General features: G+C 27.0%; 16 protein-coding genes and 1 tRNA gene. 9 read left to right on the top strand and 8 right to left on the bottom strand.

Going from position 1 to position 19,451, the window contains the following annotated elements; translation table 4 throughout:
- Window positions 1-88: 88 nt before the first annotated feature.
- From VBM91_RS00465 to VBM91_RS00445, 5 genes are all read right to left on the bottom strand, one after another.
- Window positions 89-3,070, bottom strand: coding sequence for a DUF262 domain-containing protein (locus tag VBM91_RS00465; protein WP_323188929.1), 2,982 nt, complete (start codon window positions 3,068-3,070; stop codon window positions 89-91).
- On the bottom strand, window positions 3,057-3,851 hold the full coding sequence (locus tag VBM91_RS00460) for a DNA methyltransferase (RefSeq protein WP_323188928.1): 795 nt from the start codon (window positions 3,849-3,851) through the stop codon (window positions 3,057-3,059). The genes VBM91_RS00465 and VBM91_RS00460 overlap by 14 nt, the downstream gene beginning before the upstream one ends.
- A gap of 185 nt (window positions 3,852-4,036) precedes the next feature.
- Window positions 4,037-5,914: an ABC transporter ATP-binding protein gene (locus tag VBM91_RS00455; RefSeq protein WP_323188927.1), complete on the bottom strand. Its 1,878-nt coding sequence runs from the start codon at window positions 5,912-5,914 to the stop codon at window positions 4,037-4,039.
- Window positions 5,915-5,929: 15 nt separating this feature from the next.
- Window positions 5,930-7,735 (bottom strand): ABC transporter ATP-binding protein, encoded by a 1,806-nt coding sequence (locus VBM91_RS00450; RefSeq protein WP_323188926.1) that lies wholly within the window; start codon window positions 7,733-7,735, stop codon window positions 5,930-5,932.
- A gap of 108 nt (window positions 7,736-7,843) precedes the next feature.
- A tRNA-Arg gene (locus VBM91_RS00445) sits at window positions 7,844-7,920 on the bottom strand.
- Window positions 7,921-8,050: 130 nt separating this feature from the next.
- Between VBM91_RS00445 and VBM91_RS00440 the strand changes: the two genes are divergently transcribed.
- Window positions 8,051-8,908: an MAGa3780 family membrane protein gene (locus VBM91_RS00440; protein ID WP_323188925.1), complete on the top strand. Its 858-nt coding sequence runs from the start codon at window positions 8,051-8,053 to the stop codon at window positions 8,906-8,908.
- Between the two features lie 457 nt (window positions 8,909-9,365).
- On the opposite strand, the gene VBM91_RS00435 is transcribed toward VBM91_RS00440, so the two are convergent.
- Window positions 9,366-9,491 carry a hypothetical protein gene (locus tag VBM91_RS00435; protein WP_323176442.1) on the bottom strand — a complete coding sequence of 42 codons (126 nt, stop codon included), beginning with the start codon at window positions 9,489-9,491 and terminating at the stop codon, window positions 9,366-9,368.
- Window positions 9,492-9,774: 283 nt separating this feature from the next.
- Between VBM91_RS00435 and VBM91_RS00430 the strand changes: the two genes are divergently transcribed.
- On the top strand, window positions 9,775-10,098 hold the full coding sequence (locus VBM91_RS00430) for a hypothetical protein (RefSeq protein WP_323176441.1): 324 nt from the start codon (window positions 9,775-9,777) through the stop codon (window positions 10,096-10,098).
- Window positions 10,099-10,713: 615 nt separating this feature from the next.
- Here VBM91_RS00430 and VBM91_RS00425 read toward each other — a convergent pair.
- Window positions 10,714-11,025 (bottom strand): hypothetical protein, encoded by a 312-nt coding sequence (locus VBM91_RS00425; RefSeq protein ID WP_323176440.1) that lies wholly within the window; start codon window positions 11,023-11,025, stop codon window positions 10,714-10,716.
- 436 nt (window positions 11,026-11,461) lie between these two features.
- Complete coding sequence (locus VBM91_RS00420; RefSeq protein ID WP_257089628.1) at window positions 11,462-12,649, bottom strand: phosphopentomutase; 1,188 nt, start codon at window positions 12,647-12,649, stop codon at window positions 11,462-11,464.
- Between the two features lie 167 nt (window positions 12,650-12,816).
- On the opposite strand from VBM91_RS00420, the gene VBM91_RS00415 reads away from it, so the two are divergent.
- The 7 genes from VBM91_RS00415 to VBM91_RS00385 all read left to right on the top strand — a co-directional run bounded on the left by VBM91_RS00415 (window position 12,817) and on the right by VBM91_RS00385 (window position 19,451).
- A complete protein-coding gene (locus tag VBM91_RS00415; protein WP_323188924.1) occupies window positions 12,817-14,028 on the top strand; it encodes a hypothetical protein in 1,212 nt (403 codons plus the stop codon).
- Between the two features lie 500 nt (window positions 14,029-14,528).
- Complete coding sequence (locus VBM91_RS00410) at window positions 14,529-14,963, top strand: division/cell wall cluster transcriptional repressor MraZ (RefSeq protein WP_257089633.1); 435 nt, start codon at window positions 14,529-14,531, stop codon at window positions 14,961-14,963.
- Complete coding sequence (gene rsmH / locus VBM91_RS00405) at window positions 14,950-15,858, top strand: 16S rRNA (cytosine(1402)-N(4))-methyltransferase RsmH (RefSeq protein WP_323188923.1); 909 nt, start codon at window positions 14,950-14,952, stop codon at window positions 15,856-15,858. Before VBM91_RS00410 ends, rsmH begins: the two co-directional genes overlap by 14 nt.
- Before the next feature lie 10 nt (window positions 15,859-15,868).
- Complete coding sequence (locus VBM91_RS00400; RefSeq protein ID WP_323176437.1) at window positions 15,869-17,086, top strand: MAG3720 family protein; 1,218 nt, start codon at window positions 15,869-15,871, stop codon at window positions 17,084-17,086.
- An 11-nt stretch (window positions 17,087-17,097) separates the two neighbouring features.
- The gene (locus tag VBM91_RS00395) at window positions 17,098-18,357 is read left to right on the top strand and encodes a cell division protein FtsZ (protein ID WP_323188922.1); all 1,260 of its coding nucleotides are present in this window, start codon (window positions 17,098-17,100) and stop codon (window positions 18,355-18,357) included.
- A gap of 264 nt (window positions 18,358-18,621) precedes the next feature.
- Entirely contained in the window at window positions 18,622-18,861 is a 240-nt protein-coding gene (locus tag VBM91_RS00390) for a hypothetical protein (RefSeq protein ID WP_323176435.1), read from the top strand.
- Window positions 18,861-19,451 (top strand): diadenylate cyclase, encoded by a 591-nt coding sequence (locus VBM91_RS00385; RefSeq protein WP_257089643.1) that lies wholly within the window; start codon window positions 18,861-18,863, stop codon window positions 19,449-19,451. The genes VBM91_RS00390 and VBM91_RS00385 overlap by 1 nt, the downstream gene beginning before the upstream one ends.

Here is a 19,451-nt window from a genome sequence, read left to right as displayed (position 1 = left end):
TGGTTTTGGTTCGGGTTGTTAAACTTTTATCTAGTAGTATTTTGGATATAAAAATCACAAGCGTAAAAGCTTGTGAAAGTATGAATAGTTATAGTTTTGTTTCATCATTTTCTAGATACATTTTAGTGAATAATTCGATGTATTGATTTGTTTTTTCATCAATATTCTTAAGTGACTTATGTATGTTTTCATTAACTGACTCTTTTGAGTTATTTTTATCAACTTGATTAATTCATTTTGTTGTTCATTCAGAGCTATTTAAAATGCATTTACCATTATCATCTATATAACCGTGTTCTGTGTAATTATTGTCATTTTGTGATCTATAAGTTATATTTGCATCATTACTTTTTTTCCTATTTTCACTCTCTTCTAGTAATGATAAATTACCCATCTTAAAAACATAAGCTTTAACTTCATCTCATTTTGTAGCTTCTAATTTATTTTGAATTTTAGATTCCTTTGCTATATTGTGATCTAAATCGCAAGAATCTAAAAATCGATTTCAATCAAGAGATTGATTCAATTTCATATTAGGAAACATTGACATATTGTTTTTTAAATAGTAATTAACTCTTGCGAGAAAAATTTTAATGTATATATTTTTGCTATTACCGCTATCATCTGTGCTTGAAAATTTGCTATGTATGATTGATTTCAAGTTATTCAATCTAATATCGTCTATATTAAAGAATTTGTTATTTCTAATAACATTTTTAAATCTCTTAGAATAATCTATATTTTCTGCTTTATTTGAATTTATGTTAAGAAGAATTAATTTGAACGTTTCAGTCATTGATTGCCCCTTGAAATCAAGCAATTTTCAAACTAAAATAGCTTTTTCTAAATATATAAGATAATTTCTTATTATATTTTCCTTGATTATGTTATCATATTTGTCATCATTTTTTCTAGGGCAAAAGTAATTATTGTTTTCTAGAATATCTCAAAGTATTGATTTTGTAACATCCAATTTACAAATTCTCAACATAAATTTAAATAGTGAATTTTCTTCTTTAAATCTTGTTAATTCTTTAACGTTTTGGAAGTATGGTAATGTCCTATTTTCTTCAGGTAATGTTAAGTAGATAAAAATTGCAAAGTATTTATAAAATGATTGAAGAACTTTTTCAATATTATTTTTTGAATGACATAGATAATCAAATACAAATTGAAGCTTTTGTTGATTGATTCTATCCTTTTTATTATTATTTTTATGAATTAATTCAATCTTTTCGGCATTATCATCAAAATAACTACATTTTTGGTTAGATTTAATGTGACAACGGTTGTTTTCACATTTTGAACTTCTAAGATTTACAATTCTAAAGTATATATGTTCAGTAAAATCGTTAAAATGATCATTGAATTTATCTATTTTCTTATTATCTTTGTCTTCTGATTTCGTAGGAATATATTTGTCAAAAAGTTTTTTTCTTATATCCTCGATTACAACAGACTCATCTTTAAATTCATTCGTAAGAAATGAAGAATCTTTAGATTTCAAGTCTATGATTTTGTAATAAACAAAGTTTATAAATAATTCGAAATTAGTTAATTGCACACCTGTAGAGTTAAGTGTTTCAAATAACTCTTCGGGATTGATTTCATCAACAATAGTGACTGTAAGATATGAGCTATCTAAAAATCTGGTTGCAAAATCATTAAGCTTAGATAAATTTAAATCACCATGAATATCAAGTGCATAACCTATAATGTAATTCTCGATTTCTCCAAAAATGTTATCATCAACCTTGTTGATTAGTTGCCCTATATTCTTCAAATGTTCATAATTGTTTGAATTTTCATAAACAGATAAATGAGGTTTGTTACGATGATATTTAATCAAATTATGTGCGTGTCAAAATATGAATGACAATCCTTTGTATTTATTTAGCACTTCATTCAATTGCTCGCTTCATTCGTTTTCTGGACGTGATGGATCAATTTTGAAATATATTTGACCCATTGTTACTTTTCATAAACATAAAACAATAATTGAAATAGTTAATGTTCTTTGCTGACCATCCAAAAGTGAGTATTTGTTATCTTGGAGTTTATAGAAAATAACGTTGTTTAAATAGTAATTTTTATTTGAGTGAGTACTGAATAATCTATCAAGTAGCTCTTTAATATTATCAAATTTTCAAACATACTCTCTTTGATAAGGAGGTAATTCAAATTTTATTGTTTCGCGAAGCATTTGAACATAATCTCTTATTGATGCTAATTTTGAATAAGAGGTTTTTAATTGTTGAGTTTCATTATTTATAACTATATTTTGAATTTTCTCTACTAAGGATGCATCGATTTTTTCGATTAATGTATCTAAACATTCTTTATTTTCATTAATTTTAGCTTCATTTTGTTTAATCTCGCAAATGAATTGAGTATATGGAAAGTCGAATTCAATTGATGGGCTTTTATCAATATTTGAAATAAAGTTTTTTAATGCATTAAAAAGTTCATTTGACTCATTTTCTGAAAGAAACTCTGAGTAATTAGGTATATAAAAATAATAAAGTCTATTATCAAATTTTTTATTTTCGTAATCCGAATTAACAAATTTCATATATTGATATTGTGAGAATACAAAAGAAAGTCAAAAGCTTTGTTCTGAATTATCAAAATCGACAAATTCAGTTTCCATAAGTTCGTTTTGGATAAATTCATTTAGTATCTTAAGTGAAATTTTATAAAGTTCAGTGATTTTATCTTTAAGTTTTTTAAAATCTAAAGTGACTTCATAATATTTTGATGTACTATTTAATGATTTATTAATATTAAATTCTTTTTTGAAAAGAAAATATACAATTCTTAAATATTGGTCAATTGTACTATTAGAGACATTTGATGATTTACTTTTTGATCTGTACAATGTAAATTCAATATCATTAACATTTATTTCGTTTCTTTCAGGATATATTTTAAAGATTAATTTGTTTTTACCTATACTTTCATAATCTAACTTATTCCAAATCTCATTAACGTTGTCTTTTAATTGATCAAGATAGCGAGTCATTGCTGTACCAATTTTTCAGAATTTAACTTTAATTTTATCTTCCATCATGACCTTCTTTTTTATCTTTATCAATGTATTCAACAACTTGATTAACCATATCAATTATTAATTGATGTGGGATTTTGCTTCTTTGAGCATAAGAACCGTGTGACATATGTTTGCTTTTTTCAGCTCTCTTTTCTGACTTAGAAATTAAATGTAATTTAATGTTTGATTTAAATATTGTGGGTTTTAAAGAGAATCTACTATCATATGCTGAATAAGTTGATTTATTTTCAAAACCCATAAAATCTCAGTGATTTTTTTGAAACTCTCAAGTCTTTGATGTAGAAGGGTTTTCGACGACTCAAACTTTTGGTTTGAATGTTCTAATTATTTTTATTGTTCCACCAACAGTTGCTTCACCCAAAATTCTTCCTCTTTCTTTTTGTTCAAAGTATCTTCTTTTAACCGGATGGCAAGTTTTGTTGTATTCATCATAAAATCTTGAATTTTTAACAACTCAGTTTCCATTGTTATCGATTTTTCTAAACATTTTCCCGTTACAATCTGCTCCAGATCAGCTTTCACAAGGTGGAGATGCTAATATTATGTCTGGTGTAGGTAATTGTTTTAATTCAGAAATTAAATTAAAGTTTGTAATAGATAAATCAATTTTATGATAGAAGTATTTATCACTTTCTGGAAATGATATGTCGTTAATTCCGACGCTATGAACTTCTAAATCATATTTTTCGTTTTTTCAATGTTCCTTAATTGCATTTTTATATGAACTTTCTGCATCATCATATAGAGCTCAAATAACTAATTTTTTTACTGCCTTTTCCATAATAAGTTGATTATATATATATATATATATATATCGAAAACATCTTTTACATCTATATATGAATAGAAAAAGTAAAAAATGATATTGAAAATTTATGTATTTTACTTACTTTTATAAAAATCAATGAAATAGAGTTAATGCTTCAAAAGCATAAAAAAAGCAAGCTTCTAGCTTGCGAATTTGTCTTAATTTTCGAATTCAAATTGTGATGTATATAGTTGATGGTAGAAACCTTTTTTATCTAATAGCTCTTTGTGAGTTCCTTTTTCAATAATAAGTCCATTATTAACAACTATAATAACATCAGCATTTTTAATTGTACTTAAACGATGAGCGATAACAAATGTTGTTTTATTTTTCATTAACTCTCACATAGCTTGTTGAACGATTTGTTCTGTTGCTGAATCAATGTTTGAAGTAGCCTCATCTAAAATAAGTAAGTTTTTATTCGAAAGAATTGCTCTAGTCAATGAAAGGAGTTGTCTTTGACCTTGTGATAAGTTAGCACCATTGTTTTCGATCATTGTATCATAACCTTGAGGCATATTCATAATAAAATGATGGGCATGTGTCATTTCAGCAGCTTGAATGATTTGTTCATCAGTTGCATTTGGATTCGTCATTTTAAGGTTATCTTTAATTGATTCATTAAATAAGAATGAATCTTGAAGCACAATTGTCATATGATCTCTTAATTTATCTGTTTTGATGTTTCTAAGTTCATTTCCATCAATTTTAATCGAACCCTTAGTGTAATCATAATATTTAGATAAAAGAGAAATGATTGTAGTTTTACCAGCACCAGTTGGACCAACAATTGCAACAACTTCACCTGGTTTAATATCGAATGAAGCTGCTTTTAGTTGATATTCTAGCTTGTCTGGATTGTATTTGAAATATACATTATCAAATTGAACGTGTCCTTTAATTGAGTTAATATCAATTATTTGATTTGATGTATCAGGTTCAGCAATTTCTAAAAGTTTGAAAATTCTTGATGAAGATGCAATTCCAATTTGTGCATTAAATGCACTTGATAAGATGTTTTGGAAAGGTCCCATAAAGTTTCAGTTAAGCGAAATAAATAAGATAATAAATGCAGGTGTTGCATTTCCGTTTTGGTCAACTCCAAGTCCGATTAAGTTTCAAACAGGTATTTGTTTGAAATAAAAGATTGCAGCAAGACCTGAGATAAGCAAGATAACAAAGTTTGCTATAAGTGTATATCAGATATCAAATGATTTAGCAATTACATCACCTTTGTAAGCACTTTTTCTAATATCATATGTGATTTTTTCAAGTTCACTATAAACGTATGCTTGTCTATCAAATGAGTTAGTTACTTTTGTATTTGTTAACATTTCTTCAACAAAAGCGTTAAGTCTCCCGAATGAGTTTTGCACTTTAACAAAGTAAGGTTGTGATTTTTTAATTAGTAAGAAAACTAATCCAAATAAAATCAGTGTAACAGGTAAAACAATTAATGTAAGAAGTGATGAAACTAACATAAGTACAATAATTGTTATACAAATGTTGAATATACTTGTTACAACTTGCGTCATCATTTGGAATAATGAGTTAGCTGTATTGTTAACATCAACAATTAAAGTTGATATCAAGTCTCCTGTTTTGTTTTTATCATAAAAACTAACAGGCATTTTTAATATCTTTTCAAGCAGTTCTTTTCTAAGTGTTGCACCAGCTTCAAAAGAAAGTTTGATATATAACCTTTGTTCTACATATCTACAAATACCGTACAAGATAAATGTAAGTGTAAGTGCAGATAGCATTAATATAAAGTTGGTTAAATTAAATTTATCAGGGTAAGTTAGTTGTGAATTAAGATAAGGTTCAAAGAAGATTTGTACGATTATTCCAATTAAGAAACTACCAATGATATAGAAAATAGAGTTGAGTAATGAAAATAAAAGAGCAACAAATAATATTTTTTTACTTCTACAAAAGTACGAAAGTAATTGTTTAAGTGTTTTTAAAACTTTAACTTGCTCATTAGCTTGTAAATCTTGAGCTATTTCTTTTTGTTCTTCTCTTAAATCAGACATATTTACTTCTCCTTTCTATTGATCTAATTGGTTAGTTGCTACATCTTTATATCATTGACAAGATTTAAGTAATTGTTCGTGAGTTCCTTGGTCAAGAATTTTTCCATCTTCAAGAACTAAAATATTATCAGCGTGTTTGATTGAGTTAATTTTCTGAGAAATAATAATTGTTGTACAAGAGTAATTTTCTTTAATATTTTTAATAAGTTGCTTTGTGGTTAAGTTATCAAGAGCAGAAGTTGAGTCATCCAAAATTAAGATTTTAGGGTCAATAATTAAACTTCTTGCAATTGAGATTCTTTGCTTTTGACCACCACTTAAGTTTTTACCTTTTTGTTCGACTTTGTGATTTTCTCTATCTTCGAATGTCTGAATAAAGTTTCTTGCACAAGATGCCACAAGAGCTTTTTGTAGTTCTTCATTAGTTGCATTAGGTTTAGCGAATAAAACGTTTGATTTAATTGTTCCTGAATATAAAAGTGCATCTTGGTAAACGATAGCTACATTCTTGTGTAAGTTATGTGTGTTGATGTCTCTTACTTCAATACCATTAATTAAGATATTTCCGTTTTCTTGAGTGTATTTCATATTGTTAACAAGTAAGTTAACAATTGTACTTTTACCTGAACCAGTTGGTCCAATAATTCCTAAAGTTTTGCCACCTGGAATTTTGAAGTTAATGTTTTTAATTGCATAATCTTCGGCTGTGTCAAAGTATTTGAAGTTAACATTTTTAAATTGAACCGAATAATCTGTTACATCATTAGTTTGTGAAATTATTTTTCCATTTGGAACAAATAAATCATCATATTTAGCATCTAAGACTTGAACTATTCTACCTGAACTAATTTTTGCTCTAAACATAGAACCTAAGAATTGTGAGAATAAAATAATTCCACCAGCTATAACAAATTCATATTCGATAAATACATTAATCTTTGCGATAAACTCACCATCAATGTTTGGATTTTGATCTAATTTAACTTTTCCTATTGCGTAAATTAAGACAACAATAAAGTTAACAATTCCAAAGAACGCAGGTGTTCCAATTGCAAAGAATTTAAAAATATTCTTTTCAGTTTTTACTCATTGATTATTAGCGTGATTGAATTTTCTTTTTTGTTGTTCTTGTAAATTATTTGCTTTTATAAATCTAGCACCATTTACAGTTTCGTCAACTTCTTTTGTAATTGCATCAAGATTTTTTCTGTTTTGTTTAAGTTTAGGGTTTACCTTAACGGATATAAATACCATAACAAAAAGAAGTAAAGGTATAACAGCTAAAATTGAGTAAGTGAATTCTAAATCTGTTGCAAAAGCAAATACTAATCCAACAATAATAAATAATGGTGCTTTAACAAGTGATGTTGATGCACCGACTAAGAAATCTCAAAAGACAGCAACATCATCATTGATTCTTGTTATTAAACTTTCGGTTGTTAAATTAGAAATATCTTTAAGACTAAGTTTTTGATATTTAGCAAATAAAGCATTTCTATAAAAGTTAGAAGCTCTCTCGCCAGCTCCGATGATTATCATGGTTGAAGCTATAGCAGTTATTGCTGTAAGTGCAAGTAATACTAAGATTGAAATTAATAAGAATACAAATGCATTAGTTCAGCTTGATGATTCATACAATTGTAAGTTCTTAAAAATTGTAATCGTGTATATTTCTTGATTACCTTTTGTAAGTAAAGGCAAGAATTGACTAAGCACAATTGGCAAAATCATTGTGCAAGCAACATTTAAAATAACAATGATGATACCAATAAAAAATCTCATTTTAATGTTAAATGGCAAAATTTTAAACATCTTATACATAATTTACTCCTTTCATTAATTTATCCTATATATAATGCATACATTATATATATTTTTAATTTTTATATCTTCAATTATTTATATGGGTCAAAAAAGGTATAAAAAAAATGGCGATCACGAGAGGATTCGAACCTCCGACCACAAGCTTAGAAGGCTCGTGCTCTATCCAGCTGAGCTACGCGACCACGCTAAAACTATTTTACATTATTTTTGTCAATTCAAAGAATAAAAATTTAATTTTATTTATCAAATTAAGATCATAAGAAATACAAAATAAATCTAAGTTGTTTTTTCTTATTTTTATATAATGAAACTATGAAAATAATTAAAACAACAAAAGAGAATTTTTCTTATCTAACAACAAGACAAAAAATATCATTCTTTTTAGCAATTGGTATTGTATTTGTTGTCATATTAGCAACGCTAATAAACTGACATTTAACTTCAACAAGAATTTCACAAGAATTAACAAGTTTATCAGATGAAGCTAAATCTGAAATCCTAAATAGATCAAGTATTCACGGTTACAAAATGCTTCAATCATTTTGAAGAGTTAATTTAACATTTACGTGACTTAGTAATACATTTTTAGCAATATCTGCAGTTATATTTGCATTAAAAATGAAAAATCATAAAGCACAACAAACTTTCTTCTTGTCAATTATTTACATTTCAATTACATTCTTAATATATTGAACATTAATCTTTATGCCTGAATTAAAAGAATTTAAACCACTTTACTTTTTTAACACATTCATAATTCACGCAGTGTCACCAATTTTAGGATTTGTGATTTTAATCATAAATCGTAAAGAAATTCAAATTTCAAAGAAAACTGTTTATTTAAGTATTATAACAATGTTAGGTTACTACTTCTTTGCTTTAATCACATTCTTAATGTCAACACCAATTTATGATCAATTTAAAGATGTTGAGCTTAAGAATGGAAATAGATTGACAAAAGAACTTGATATGACTATATATGGTTTCTTAAACTTCCGTGAACCTTTATTTTATAAAGGTGGAAATGTAGCTATTGTGTGTTTATTAAACTTTGTTATTTTTGGAGTCGGATTTGTTTTAACTCCATCAATAGGTTATTTATGAGTGAAAGCATTGAGAATTAAATTTGCAACTAAAACAACCGACAAAGTAGATTGAATTAGATGTTAATAGTATCTTAAACATTACAAATTTATATGTGATGTTTTTATTTTTGAGACTTGCATTAAGTGATAAAAGAAAAAAATATATTAATTTCAATTGTTTTTGATGTATTTTGTGCATTAAGTAAAAAACTAGATTAAAAAAGAAGTGCACCTTATTTTTGGCTCACTTTACAATTCGACAATAATGTATGACTCTTACGCTCTATTTTTGTTTCTCTTTTTTAATATAGTACTATTTCACATAATCACTAATTACTGTGGATATTAGTACAAGTTGTAGTCTAGCATCTTCTTTAGATGTAAGTGTTTTATAGATATAAAATGCATCTTCACTATCTTCATCTATGTCTTCTTTTGTAACTTTATATGAGATATTGTAGAATTTTTGAACTTCTGGTAATGAATCATTACTTCAATAAATTGAAACATCTGTGTCTATATTAATATCTTCTGGGTTAATTTTAGTTGATACATCTACATCTTTTTTTAAATCTAATTGTCGGTATTATCCTTGCTATAAAATCAGCAACTGTTTTTCTTTTTGATGCAAAAATTTGAGCTTTGTTAATTAAGCCATCAATTGTCATAGTAATAGTAGCATCATCTTTGAATTTATATACTGTTGTTTTGTCTATATCGGTAAATGCAAGGTTAAGTCATAAGTATTTTTGTTATTTATAAAATGGTTAAAATTTCATATATAAAACATAGAAAAACTCGCAGCATTCTAATTCAGCAGCAATAATCAGTTGATTTATAGAAAGACAGTGAAACAAAAATAGAGAACATTTTATTGTTCCCAATTTTTGATATTAAATTTATAAATTTTTATATTAATATTGTTTTTTAGCAATGGCTATAATTGAACCGATGAAAGAAAGAAGTAATAAAAGAGGCAGTACACATACACCTATAGTATATAAGATCATCGTAGCTTTATTATATTGAGAGATTCTAACTGCCCCCACAATGCATGTAATAAATAGAGCAAGCCCTAATCCCGAAGTAGGCATAAGACTTATGACGGAAGCAACTATGCTAAGGATTGCTACCGTGTCTCTATCTGTAGTAAATTTGCTTAACATTATGGGAGTTAAAGAAGCCACTATAAAATATATTGAAGCAAACACCGTTGTTAAAATTGATAAAACTAATATTGGAACTGATAAAAATTTCTTTTGCATATCGAAGTAATCCTTTTTATAAAGTTTTCTTAAATCAAAACTTTAGATTTGGAAGGAGTAAAACTAATTTTTTATTATTGAACTACTTAAAAAATTGAACTAAATCACATGCATCTATCTTTAAATTATAATAAGTATTGAATTTAATAATCATACACAAGTGAAAGAAATCACTGATTATTGTATGTTGAAGTAACTTTTCGAAACATTACATTATGCAATTTATAATGAAGTTGTTATTTTTTAATTACTATTATTGTTAGATAGCACTATCATTATAAAAATGAATCAATGAAATATTAACAAAGATAAATGGTAATTTACTGTAAGTAACAAAATGGAAAAATCATGGTATTATTATACATTTAGGATATTATATTTTAATAGTTTTATTCCTCCCACTTCTTATTCTAAAAAAAAAAAAAACGCAAAGAAAAAGTTAAAAAACTTTGATTTAATGTGAAAAAAATGTGAAAATTTACATTTTCTGCGATAAATTACACCAATTTAAATCAATTCCTTAGTTTTTAATTGTGGATTTTTTAACTTTGAAAACAGTCAAATTAAAAAATAGAGAACTTTTGTATTATTCTCTATTTTCTTATTTGATTTTATAAATTTAATATTAGTATAATTTTTTGTAAATAGCCATACTTGCTGCAATTAAAGTACAAATTGGGACGAAAAATCCAACGATATATAAAACCATAATTGTTTTATTTTCACTATTAATTCTAACAGCAGCAACGATTTGCATAATAAATAGAGCTAAACTCATTCCACTTACTAAAAGGTAAACAAGAGCCATACCTATAACAAAACCAACTCCAGCACCGGTTAATGCTCCTGCTACAGCTAATATGCTTAAAATAAAGATTAAAATTCAATCTAAAATTCATAATACTAATATAGGTACTGATAAAAATTTCTTTTGCATATTTATTTTTAATCCTTTTGTGTAATTTTTAAATTTAAATATTAACATCTAGAAAGAATGAAATTATTTTAGCTCAATTAATTACTTGTGAAACTTAGAAAAATATTTATATTCAATTAGTTGAGATTAACTTTAATAATTAATAATTGATAGATTAATTAATTAGATGGGTGTTTAATGAAAATCATTTTTTAAATCTAAACAAAATGAATAATTGAGTTGTGGAGAATGGAATGTTATATTCTTGTGTATTTTTCGGTCTTATGAACTAAATAATTTCACCCTTTCTAACCCTTATTCTAAAAAAAAAAAAAAAATGGAAAGAAAAACATAAAAAACTGCAATTTAGTGTGAAAAATTTACACATTTAGTTGTAATTTAGATAACTTTTGAAATAAAAAAACATCAAGCATAAGCTTGATGAGTTGAATAAATACTATACTAATTTGTCGAAAATATCTTCACCTGTTTCAGTAACAATATCAACACCAAAGTTTCTAGCAACAATGTTTCCTGTTGTTCCTAATCCTTCAAGAACTGGTAACACTTTTGGTGATTTGAATGATTTAGAGTAAACTGTAAGTGGTAAGTATTCTCTTGTGTGGTTGAATCCAGGGTAAAGAGGGTCGTTTCCGTGGTCACTTGTCATGATTAATAAATCATCTTCTTTAAGAACGTTGATTAATTTTCCTAATTTAACGTCTAAGTCGGCAATATTTTGCGCGTATCCACGAACATTTCTTCTGTGTCCAAAGTGTGAGTCGAATTGAACTAAGTTTGTGAAGATAAATTGATTTTCTCCATCTTGCATAGCTAATTCAATTGTAGCATCCATTCCTTTTTCATCTGAACCAGATGGAATGTGTCTTGAGATACCTTGTCCAACGAAAATGTCGTTAATTTTACCGATAGAAATAACTTCAACACCTGCTTTTTGTAATTCGTTTAAAATCATTTCACGTGGTTGGTTTGCGTAGTCATGTCTATTAAATGTTCTTGTGTAGTTTCCTTCTTCTCCAATGTATGGACGAGCAATAATTCTACCTACGTTTCATTCTGGACGTGATGAACAAATTTCACGTGCAGCTTTTGCATATTTGTATAAGTTATCTAAACCTGTTCATTCTTCATGAGCACAAATTTGAAGAACTGAGTCATTTGATGTATAAACAATGATTGCTCCACGTTCTTTTTCTTCATGTGCTAATTCATTAATAATATCTGTTCCTGATGCAGCTTTGTTTCCGACAATTGGACGTCCATCAAATGCTTTTGATAATTCGTCGATTAATTCTTGTGGGAATCCGTTTTCTGCAAATGTAGGAAATGGAACTAATGTTTTAATTCCCATCATTTCTCAGTGTCCTGCTAATGTATCTTTAGCATTTGAAACTTCTTGGATTTTAGCAACATAACCCATTTGGTTTTTTTGTCTGTAGTCACCGTTTAAGTCTGTAATGTTTCCGATACCTAATTTTCTTCAAGTGTCAATTTTAAATTCATCAACCATTGATGCAGATCTAATTGAGTTTGCACCATCATCTCCAAAACGTTTTTGATCTTTATCTGGTCCTATTCCTAAACCATCTGTAACAATCATAAAAACACGTTTAAATTTAGCCATATTTAATCTCCTTATATAAAAAACTGTAATAATGAAATATGCTTATATTTTATTCCTTTTTTAATTTTATTTATCTAATTTATTTTACTTAAATCATATTTTTAATATTAGCAATCAAAACTTTAATTTATTTAAATTAAATTTCAAATAATATACAATTTAAAATTATGTTAAAAAAGAGAAATAAATTATTTTTATCATTATTAGCAACCCCAGTTGTTGCTTTTCCTATTGTTGCATCAGTTTCTTGTGGTTCAGTAGATGACTTTGAAAATCAAGTTTCTAGATTTGATAAACTTGCAAAATATCTTGAAAATAAAGTAAAGAATGAAAACCAAACTGAGTTATTCTACTTACTAAAAGCTGTGCAAAATGCAAATGATTCATATAAAGTTGTCAAAGAAAGATTGGCTAAAAAAAGAGATGAGGGTGAAACGTTTGCTGCTATTGAATATGAAAAATGAACAGCTACAATTAAAGCTAAAATTAATCAAATTAACGTACAAGCAGATCTTTTTAGAAAGCAACCAACTTCAGCAAGATCTGATGAATTTCCTGTTCTAGGACTTTATTTATATATTTATGGTATAAATCCAAGAGAATGAAACTATGTTACTGAAGTTAGTGATTTAATAAATGAATATGTAAATACAAATATTGAAGGTTCAAAAGCGACAGAGTTAATTAATAACATTGCAAATAACCTTTATGTTGTTTCTAAATTTTTAAATAATCAAGAGAACATTGATGCAGTTTTTGCTAATAATCCTGAAAACAAAGCTCAATTTGATCGAATTAATGAAGAAATTAAGCAAAAGAAATATTCACACAAAATTCTAAAAGACTTACAAAAGAAAGATGAACAAGAAAAATTTAATGAATATAACAATATGTTATTAAGTCAAACCAATTTATATTCGGCTTCATTAATTAATAATCCAAAAGAGGCTGAATATGCACCTATTATTGAAAAGATTAAATTCATTCTGAACTACAACTTAAATATGATTGCAGTTGTAAATTATTCAATTAATGATATTGTTAGAAAAATTTATTCTTCATTCTACAAGACATATGAATTCAATGAGTTGTTAGATGGTGAACATACAAATATCATTAAGGATAACATCATCAAAAAACCTTTAGATACATATAGGGAAATGAGTGTTCAATTATCTAAAGTTTCACTTAAAGAGATTGATTTAACTCCATACTATGATGGTAGAATCGATTTTGAAACTAATGAATATGTTCATCAAATAGATAATTACTTAGATAACAAAATCAATGAATTAGTTGCAAAAAGAGAAGAAGAGGAACGTAAAAAGCAACAAGCTTCAAACTCATCTTCAAACGAAATAACTGTTCCAGCAAATTAATAATAATTCAAAGTCCTGCACAATTTTATTGCGCAGGTTTTTTATTAAAAATTAAAAAATACGAACTTAAACTTTCTTTTTTAAACTTTTTCAAAGAGTTATTTATGATTCATTTAAAACAAGTTAAATTCATTGAGAAAATCGAGCAAATTATCAGAATTTTTTTCAATTTTCGATGAAAATCACGACTTATTATTAAGCTGAATATTTTTTTCTTAAAACTCCTCCCACTAATTGTTTAAATATTTGCAAATTTTGACTAATTTTCATCAATTTTGCTTAATTAATTTAATTTATTAAATTAGTAAAAAATGGAAAAAGAGCACTTTTTCCATAAAAACTATCAAAAATTAAAAAATCAGATTTGTGTAAGTCTGATTTTTTTGAATTTTTCACATTTATGAAAAATCTAAAAAATTTTGCTAAAAAAATAAATATTTTTTAAATGCTTGTCTAATTTGGTGTAGAATTATGGTGGATAGTGGGAGGAAGTGGTAAATATGTACGGCGAATACTCAAGAAACATAGATGATAAGAACCGTGTGGTCATTCCACCGGTCTTCAGAGATGAACTCGGTTCGAAAGTTTTTGTTACCATCGGTTTTGATGGTAATGCTGAAATTAGATCAATCGAAGAATACAAAGCTTACATCAGAATGATTGAAGAAAATAATCGTTTTGATAGAAATGCACGTATTCTTGCAAGATACATTTTAGGAAACACTTACGAAATCGACCTTGATAATCAAAACCGTATCTCATTACCAAAAATTATCATTGACAAACTATCCATCAAAAAAGAAGTTATTTTCATTGGTGTAGGTTCAATTGCTGAACTATGATCAAAAGAAAAATACGATGAATTCAACAACCAATACTCTCTTGATGATATAGCAAATATCGCTCAAACTCTTTCAGGTCATGGAACAAAGTAAATTACATTATTCAGTTCTATTGAACGAAACAGTAGATTCACTGGATATAAAACCAGATGGAATTTATGTTGATTTAACTGTAGGAATGGGTGGTCACTCATCAGAGATATTAAAAAAACTTACAACAGGTCACTTATACGCTTTTGATAAAGATGATTATGCTTTAGAACAATCAAAAGGAAGACTTGAAAAAATAAGTAATAATTTCACACTTATTAAAAGCGACTTTAAAGATTTTGTTTCAAAATTACACGAACAAAATGTCTTTAAAGTCAATGGAATTATTGCTGACTTAGGAATTTCATCACCACAAATCGATCAAGCAGAACGTGGATTCTCATATAACAAGGACGCAAAACTTGATATGCGTATGAATCAAGCACAAGAACTTGATGCTTATTATGTAGTTAACTACTATGATGAAGATAAATTGGCTGAGATATTATGAAAATACGCTGATGTAAAACTTAATAAAAAAGTTGCGAAAGCCATTTGTAATAATCGTCCAATTAATACTACTTTAGAGTTAGTTAATGTCATAAAAAGTGCATATCCAGCTGCATTACTTAGAGAAAAAAATCCAGCTAAAGCAATTTTTCAAGCAATCAGAATTGAAGTTAACAATGAACTTGATTCATTAAAACAATTACTTGAAAATGCACTTGGTATGTTAGATACAAATGGAACTTTAAGCATTATTACATTCCATTCTATCGAAGATAAAATGGTAAAAAATGCATTTGCAGAAGTTACCAAATCTAAAATACCATCAAAAATGCCAATTCAAGAACAAAAAGAATTTATAACTAAATCAATCAAAGCTTCTAGACAAGAAATTGAAGAAAACAATAGATCAAGAAGTGCGAAACTAAGAATTATTAAAAAATTAAAATAAAGGAGTAATTATGAGCAAGTACATAGCAAACTATCATATAACAGATACAAATGCAGAATTTGTACTTGTTAAATATCAAAATGATAATTACTTCAATGTTTTAAGTCGTACTTCAGAATATAACTCATTTGACATTATAACTTTTGATGCGTGATATCAGCAAGCTGCTGTAGCAACAAAAACAGTTGTAAATGATAGTGAGCTAGAGCTAAATGTAATTTTTGATGACAATTTATTTGAAAACTTATCATTTTCAAGATTTATCAATCAATTAGATAATAACAACAATCTAATTAACTCTTCAGAGGTTGAAAAATCACTTGAGAACTTAATGCAAAAACACATTAAATTCTCAAACTTAGAGAATTTCATCTCTTCACCAACAATTAACTGAACAACAGTTAAAGGTGATATTAGCAAAGAATATGCAAATGTACCTACAGATAGAGAGTACACAAAAATTAGTCAAGTATTTTCATTATTTGACACAGGTTTAGATAGAACAAACTTAGAAACATTAAAAGAAATGTTCACTAAACCTTATTCAGGAACAAACTTAAGAGTTACTTTCTATCTTAAGTCACAATTAATTGCAAGTAGAATTGCAGATACAGCTGTTCAAAGTATTGCTGTAGATTTAAACAAAAATTATTTATCACTTTTTGTAGTTAAAAATGGAAAAATTTTCAACTACAAAAAATATGACAATATTTCATTAAATTACTTAGTTAATAAATTAGCAAATAATCTTAAGGTAAATAATCAACTAGTTGCCAATATGATTGATTACCACACAAGATTAGATGAATTTTCAAATGGATTTGATGAAGATGCTGAAGTTTACAAATTTGTTGTAGCAAAATACAATGAATTTAAAAAACACTTATCAAACTTAGTTTTAGATTTTTACAATCTAAATAGAAAACATTTAGATTTACCAAACTTAAAAAGCTTAATTGTAAATTCAGAAAATGAATTTATCGCAAATGATTTAAAAGAATCATTTAGCAACAATTTCAATCAGCTACGTGTTCAAAATTTATTAGCTGACAACGTTTTTACTTTATTTACTTTAGAAAACAAATTAATTCAGCAAGCTATTTTACAAAGTAACAATATGCTTATTGAAAAAGATCAAAACAACACTATTATTAGTAGAATAGATTATTCAAGATCAAAAAGAAATATCTTTGCAAGAATCTTTACAAACCTTTTTAACCATAAGTAAGGAGTTAAAAAATGGATCAATTAACCCAAAATAGTCCATATAAAAAATGAGAGAACTTTAAAATCACCATCATTGGCGTTGGTGGTGCAGGAAATAATGCAGTAAATATGATGATTGATGAAAATTTGCCAAACATCAATTACATAGCTGCAAACACAGATTCTCAAGCATTAGAACACAGTAAATGTGAAAATAAATTAACTCTTGGAAAAAGTAACAATGGTTTTGGTGCAGGTTCAAATCCAGAACTTGGATTAGAACTTGCTAAAGAAAGTATTGAAGATATTAAAGAAAAATTAAGCGGTTCAAAAATTGTAATAGTAACTGCTGGATTTGGTGGTGGAACAGGTACTGGAGCAGCACCATTAATTGCTCAAATTGCCAAGGAGCAAGGCGCATTAGTATTAGGTATTGTTTCTACACCATTCACATATGAAGGTAAAGCAAGAAATAAAATAGCTACAAATGGTATTGAAAATCTTAAACAAAATACAGACGCATATTTAGTTTTATCAAACCAAAAAATCTCAGAATTGAACCCATCAGTTCCGAGTGCAGACTTATACAGATTAGCTAACGTAAGTTTAAAAAATATTGTAGTTGCAATTAATGACATTTTAAACAAAGTAGGATTTATCAATATTGACTTTGCTGATTTTAAAAATGCATTGACAAATTCAGGTAAATCAATCATTAACGTTACACAAGGTTCAGGAGAATCAAAAGTTTCAAAGGCACTTAACAAGCTTTTTGAACCAAACTATTATGATTATCCATTATTTGTACCTTCGAGATTATTAATTAACTTGCAATATGACCAGAATACGACATCAGCTCAAATTCAAGAAGCAATTATGGGTGTTTACAAAAAACTAAACATCGATGAAGCTAATGAATCAGAAGCTATCAAAATAGGTCAAGAAATTATCAATACACCACATAATGCAGGATTTTTCAAAATCACTGTAATTGGTTCAGGTGAAGATGAGCAAGTTGATAAAAACATCTATGTGCAAGAAGAAAAAGTTGAAGTTATAGAACAAATCAATGAGCTAGAAGACATCAAACAAGACACAATTATTCTTGAAGATGTCCAAAGTATTATTGAACAAGAAATCAAGTTACAAACTCAAGATACAGAAATTCTGAAAGTTGAAGAAGATGCTGCAGATGCATCAAAAGAAAATCCTTCTATAGAATTATTAAACTACTTCAATATTCCAAACGAAAACGAAGTAGATGATTCAAAAACAAAGGTATGATTTAATTAAAATAATCGATGTCTTTGAAGAATATTTTAATCACAAAATTATGCTAATTTTTCACAGTTCTAAAGAACTGTTTTTTTATGCAATTTTTGCAATTGCATAATTTAAATTTAGCTAATTTAGCTGATATCAAAATTAAAAATTAATTTGTCAATTAACTAAAACTACTTTCTGCAATGCTTATTTAACTAGTTTAAAAATTTTATTTTTAAAAAAAACAATTTAAAATTATATAAATTAAAAAAGTAAATATAAAAAGGAGTCAATATGGATAAGAAAACTAAAGAAAAAAGAAAATTCATTGACTTAGTTGAATTTAGAAAAAATGAGATAAATAACGCTCGTGTTAAAGCACAAGCAGAAAAAGAAGCGTTAGAACACAAAAAATCGCAAAAAGCTCTTCCTTGATACAAAAAAGATTTAACTTTTAACATTCTTGGAATAGTTTTCACATTACTTGTAATGGTGCTAATCATCCTAATCGCATATTTTGTTAAAGGTGCATAATGAATGTTGTTGCAATCATTTCATTAGTTATAGGTTGCTTAACTTTTATAGCGATCCTAGGGCTTTTAGGTTACTTCTTAAAACCAATGATTTCTACATTTGTTGGAAATAAAATCAGAAAATCAAAATATGAAAAATTAGGAAAAAGTAGTCAAATTCGTTTAATTAACCAATTAAGAGAAACAGTTGATTACTTATCAAAAAACAAAATTGGTGCTCTTATTACGATTGAAAACAATGACAACATTGATAACTTAAGAACTGATGGTGTTGTTGTTAATGCAAACATTTCAAGTAGTTTGCTTATTTCGATTTTTAATAAAACATCTCCATTGCACGATGGTGCTGTGGTTATTAGAGATAACAAAATCTACTATGCAGCTACATTTTACAAAATCACAAAAAGAAGTTTTGAAGCTAATTATGGCTCAAGACATAGAGCTGCTTTGGGAATTTCTGAACAATCAGATGCAACTACAATTGTAGTTTCAGAAGAAAATGGACAAATTAAAATCATCAAAAACGGAGCAATGATAGATACTGAATTAGATCATTTCCAAGAAGATTTAATTAAGTACTTAAGTGAGTAA

The organism is Mycoplasma sp. 2248 (assembly GCF_034863245.1).
In the GTDB taxonomy this organism is placed as follows: domain Bacteria; phylum Bacillota_I; class Bacilli_A; order Mycoplasmatales; family Metamycoplasmataceae; genus Mycoplasmopsis.
The sequence above is the reverse complement of the archived record's forward strand: the minus strand, read 5'-3'. Positions and strand labels throughout refer to the sequence as shown.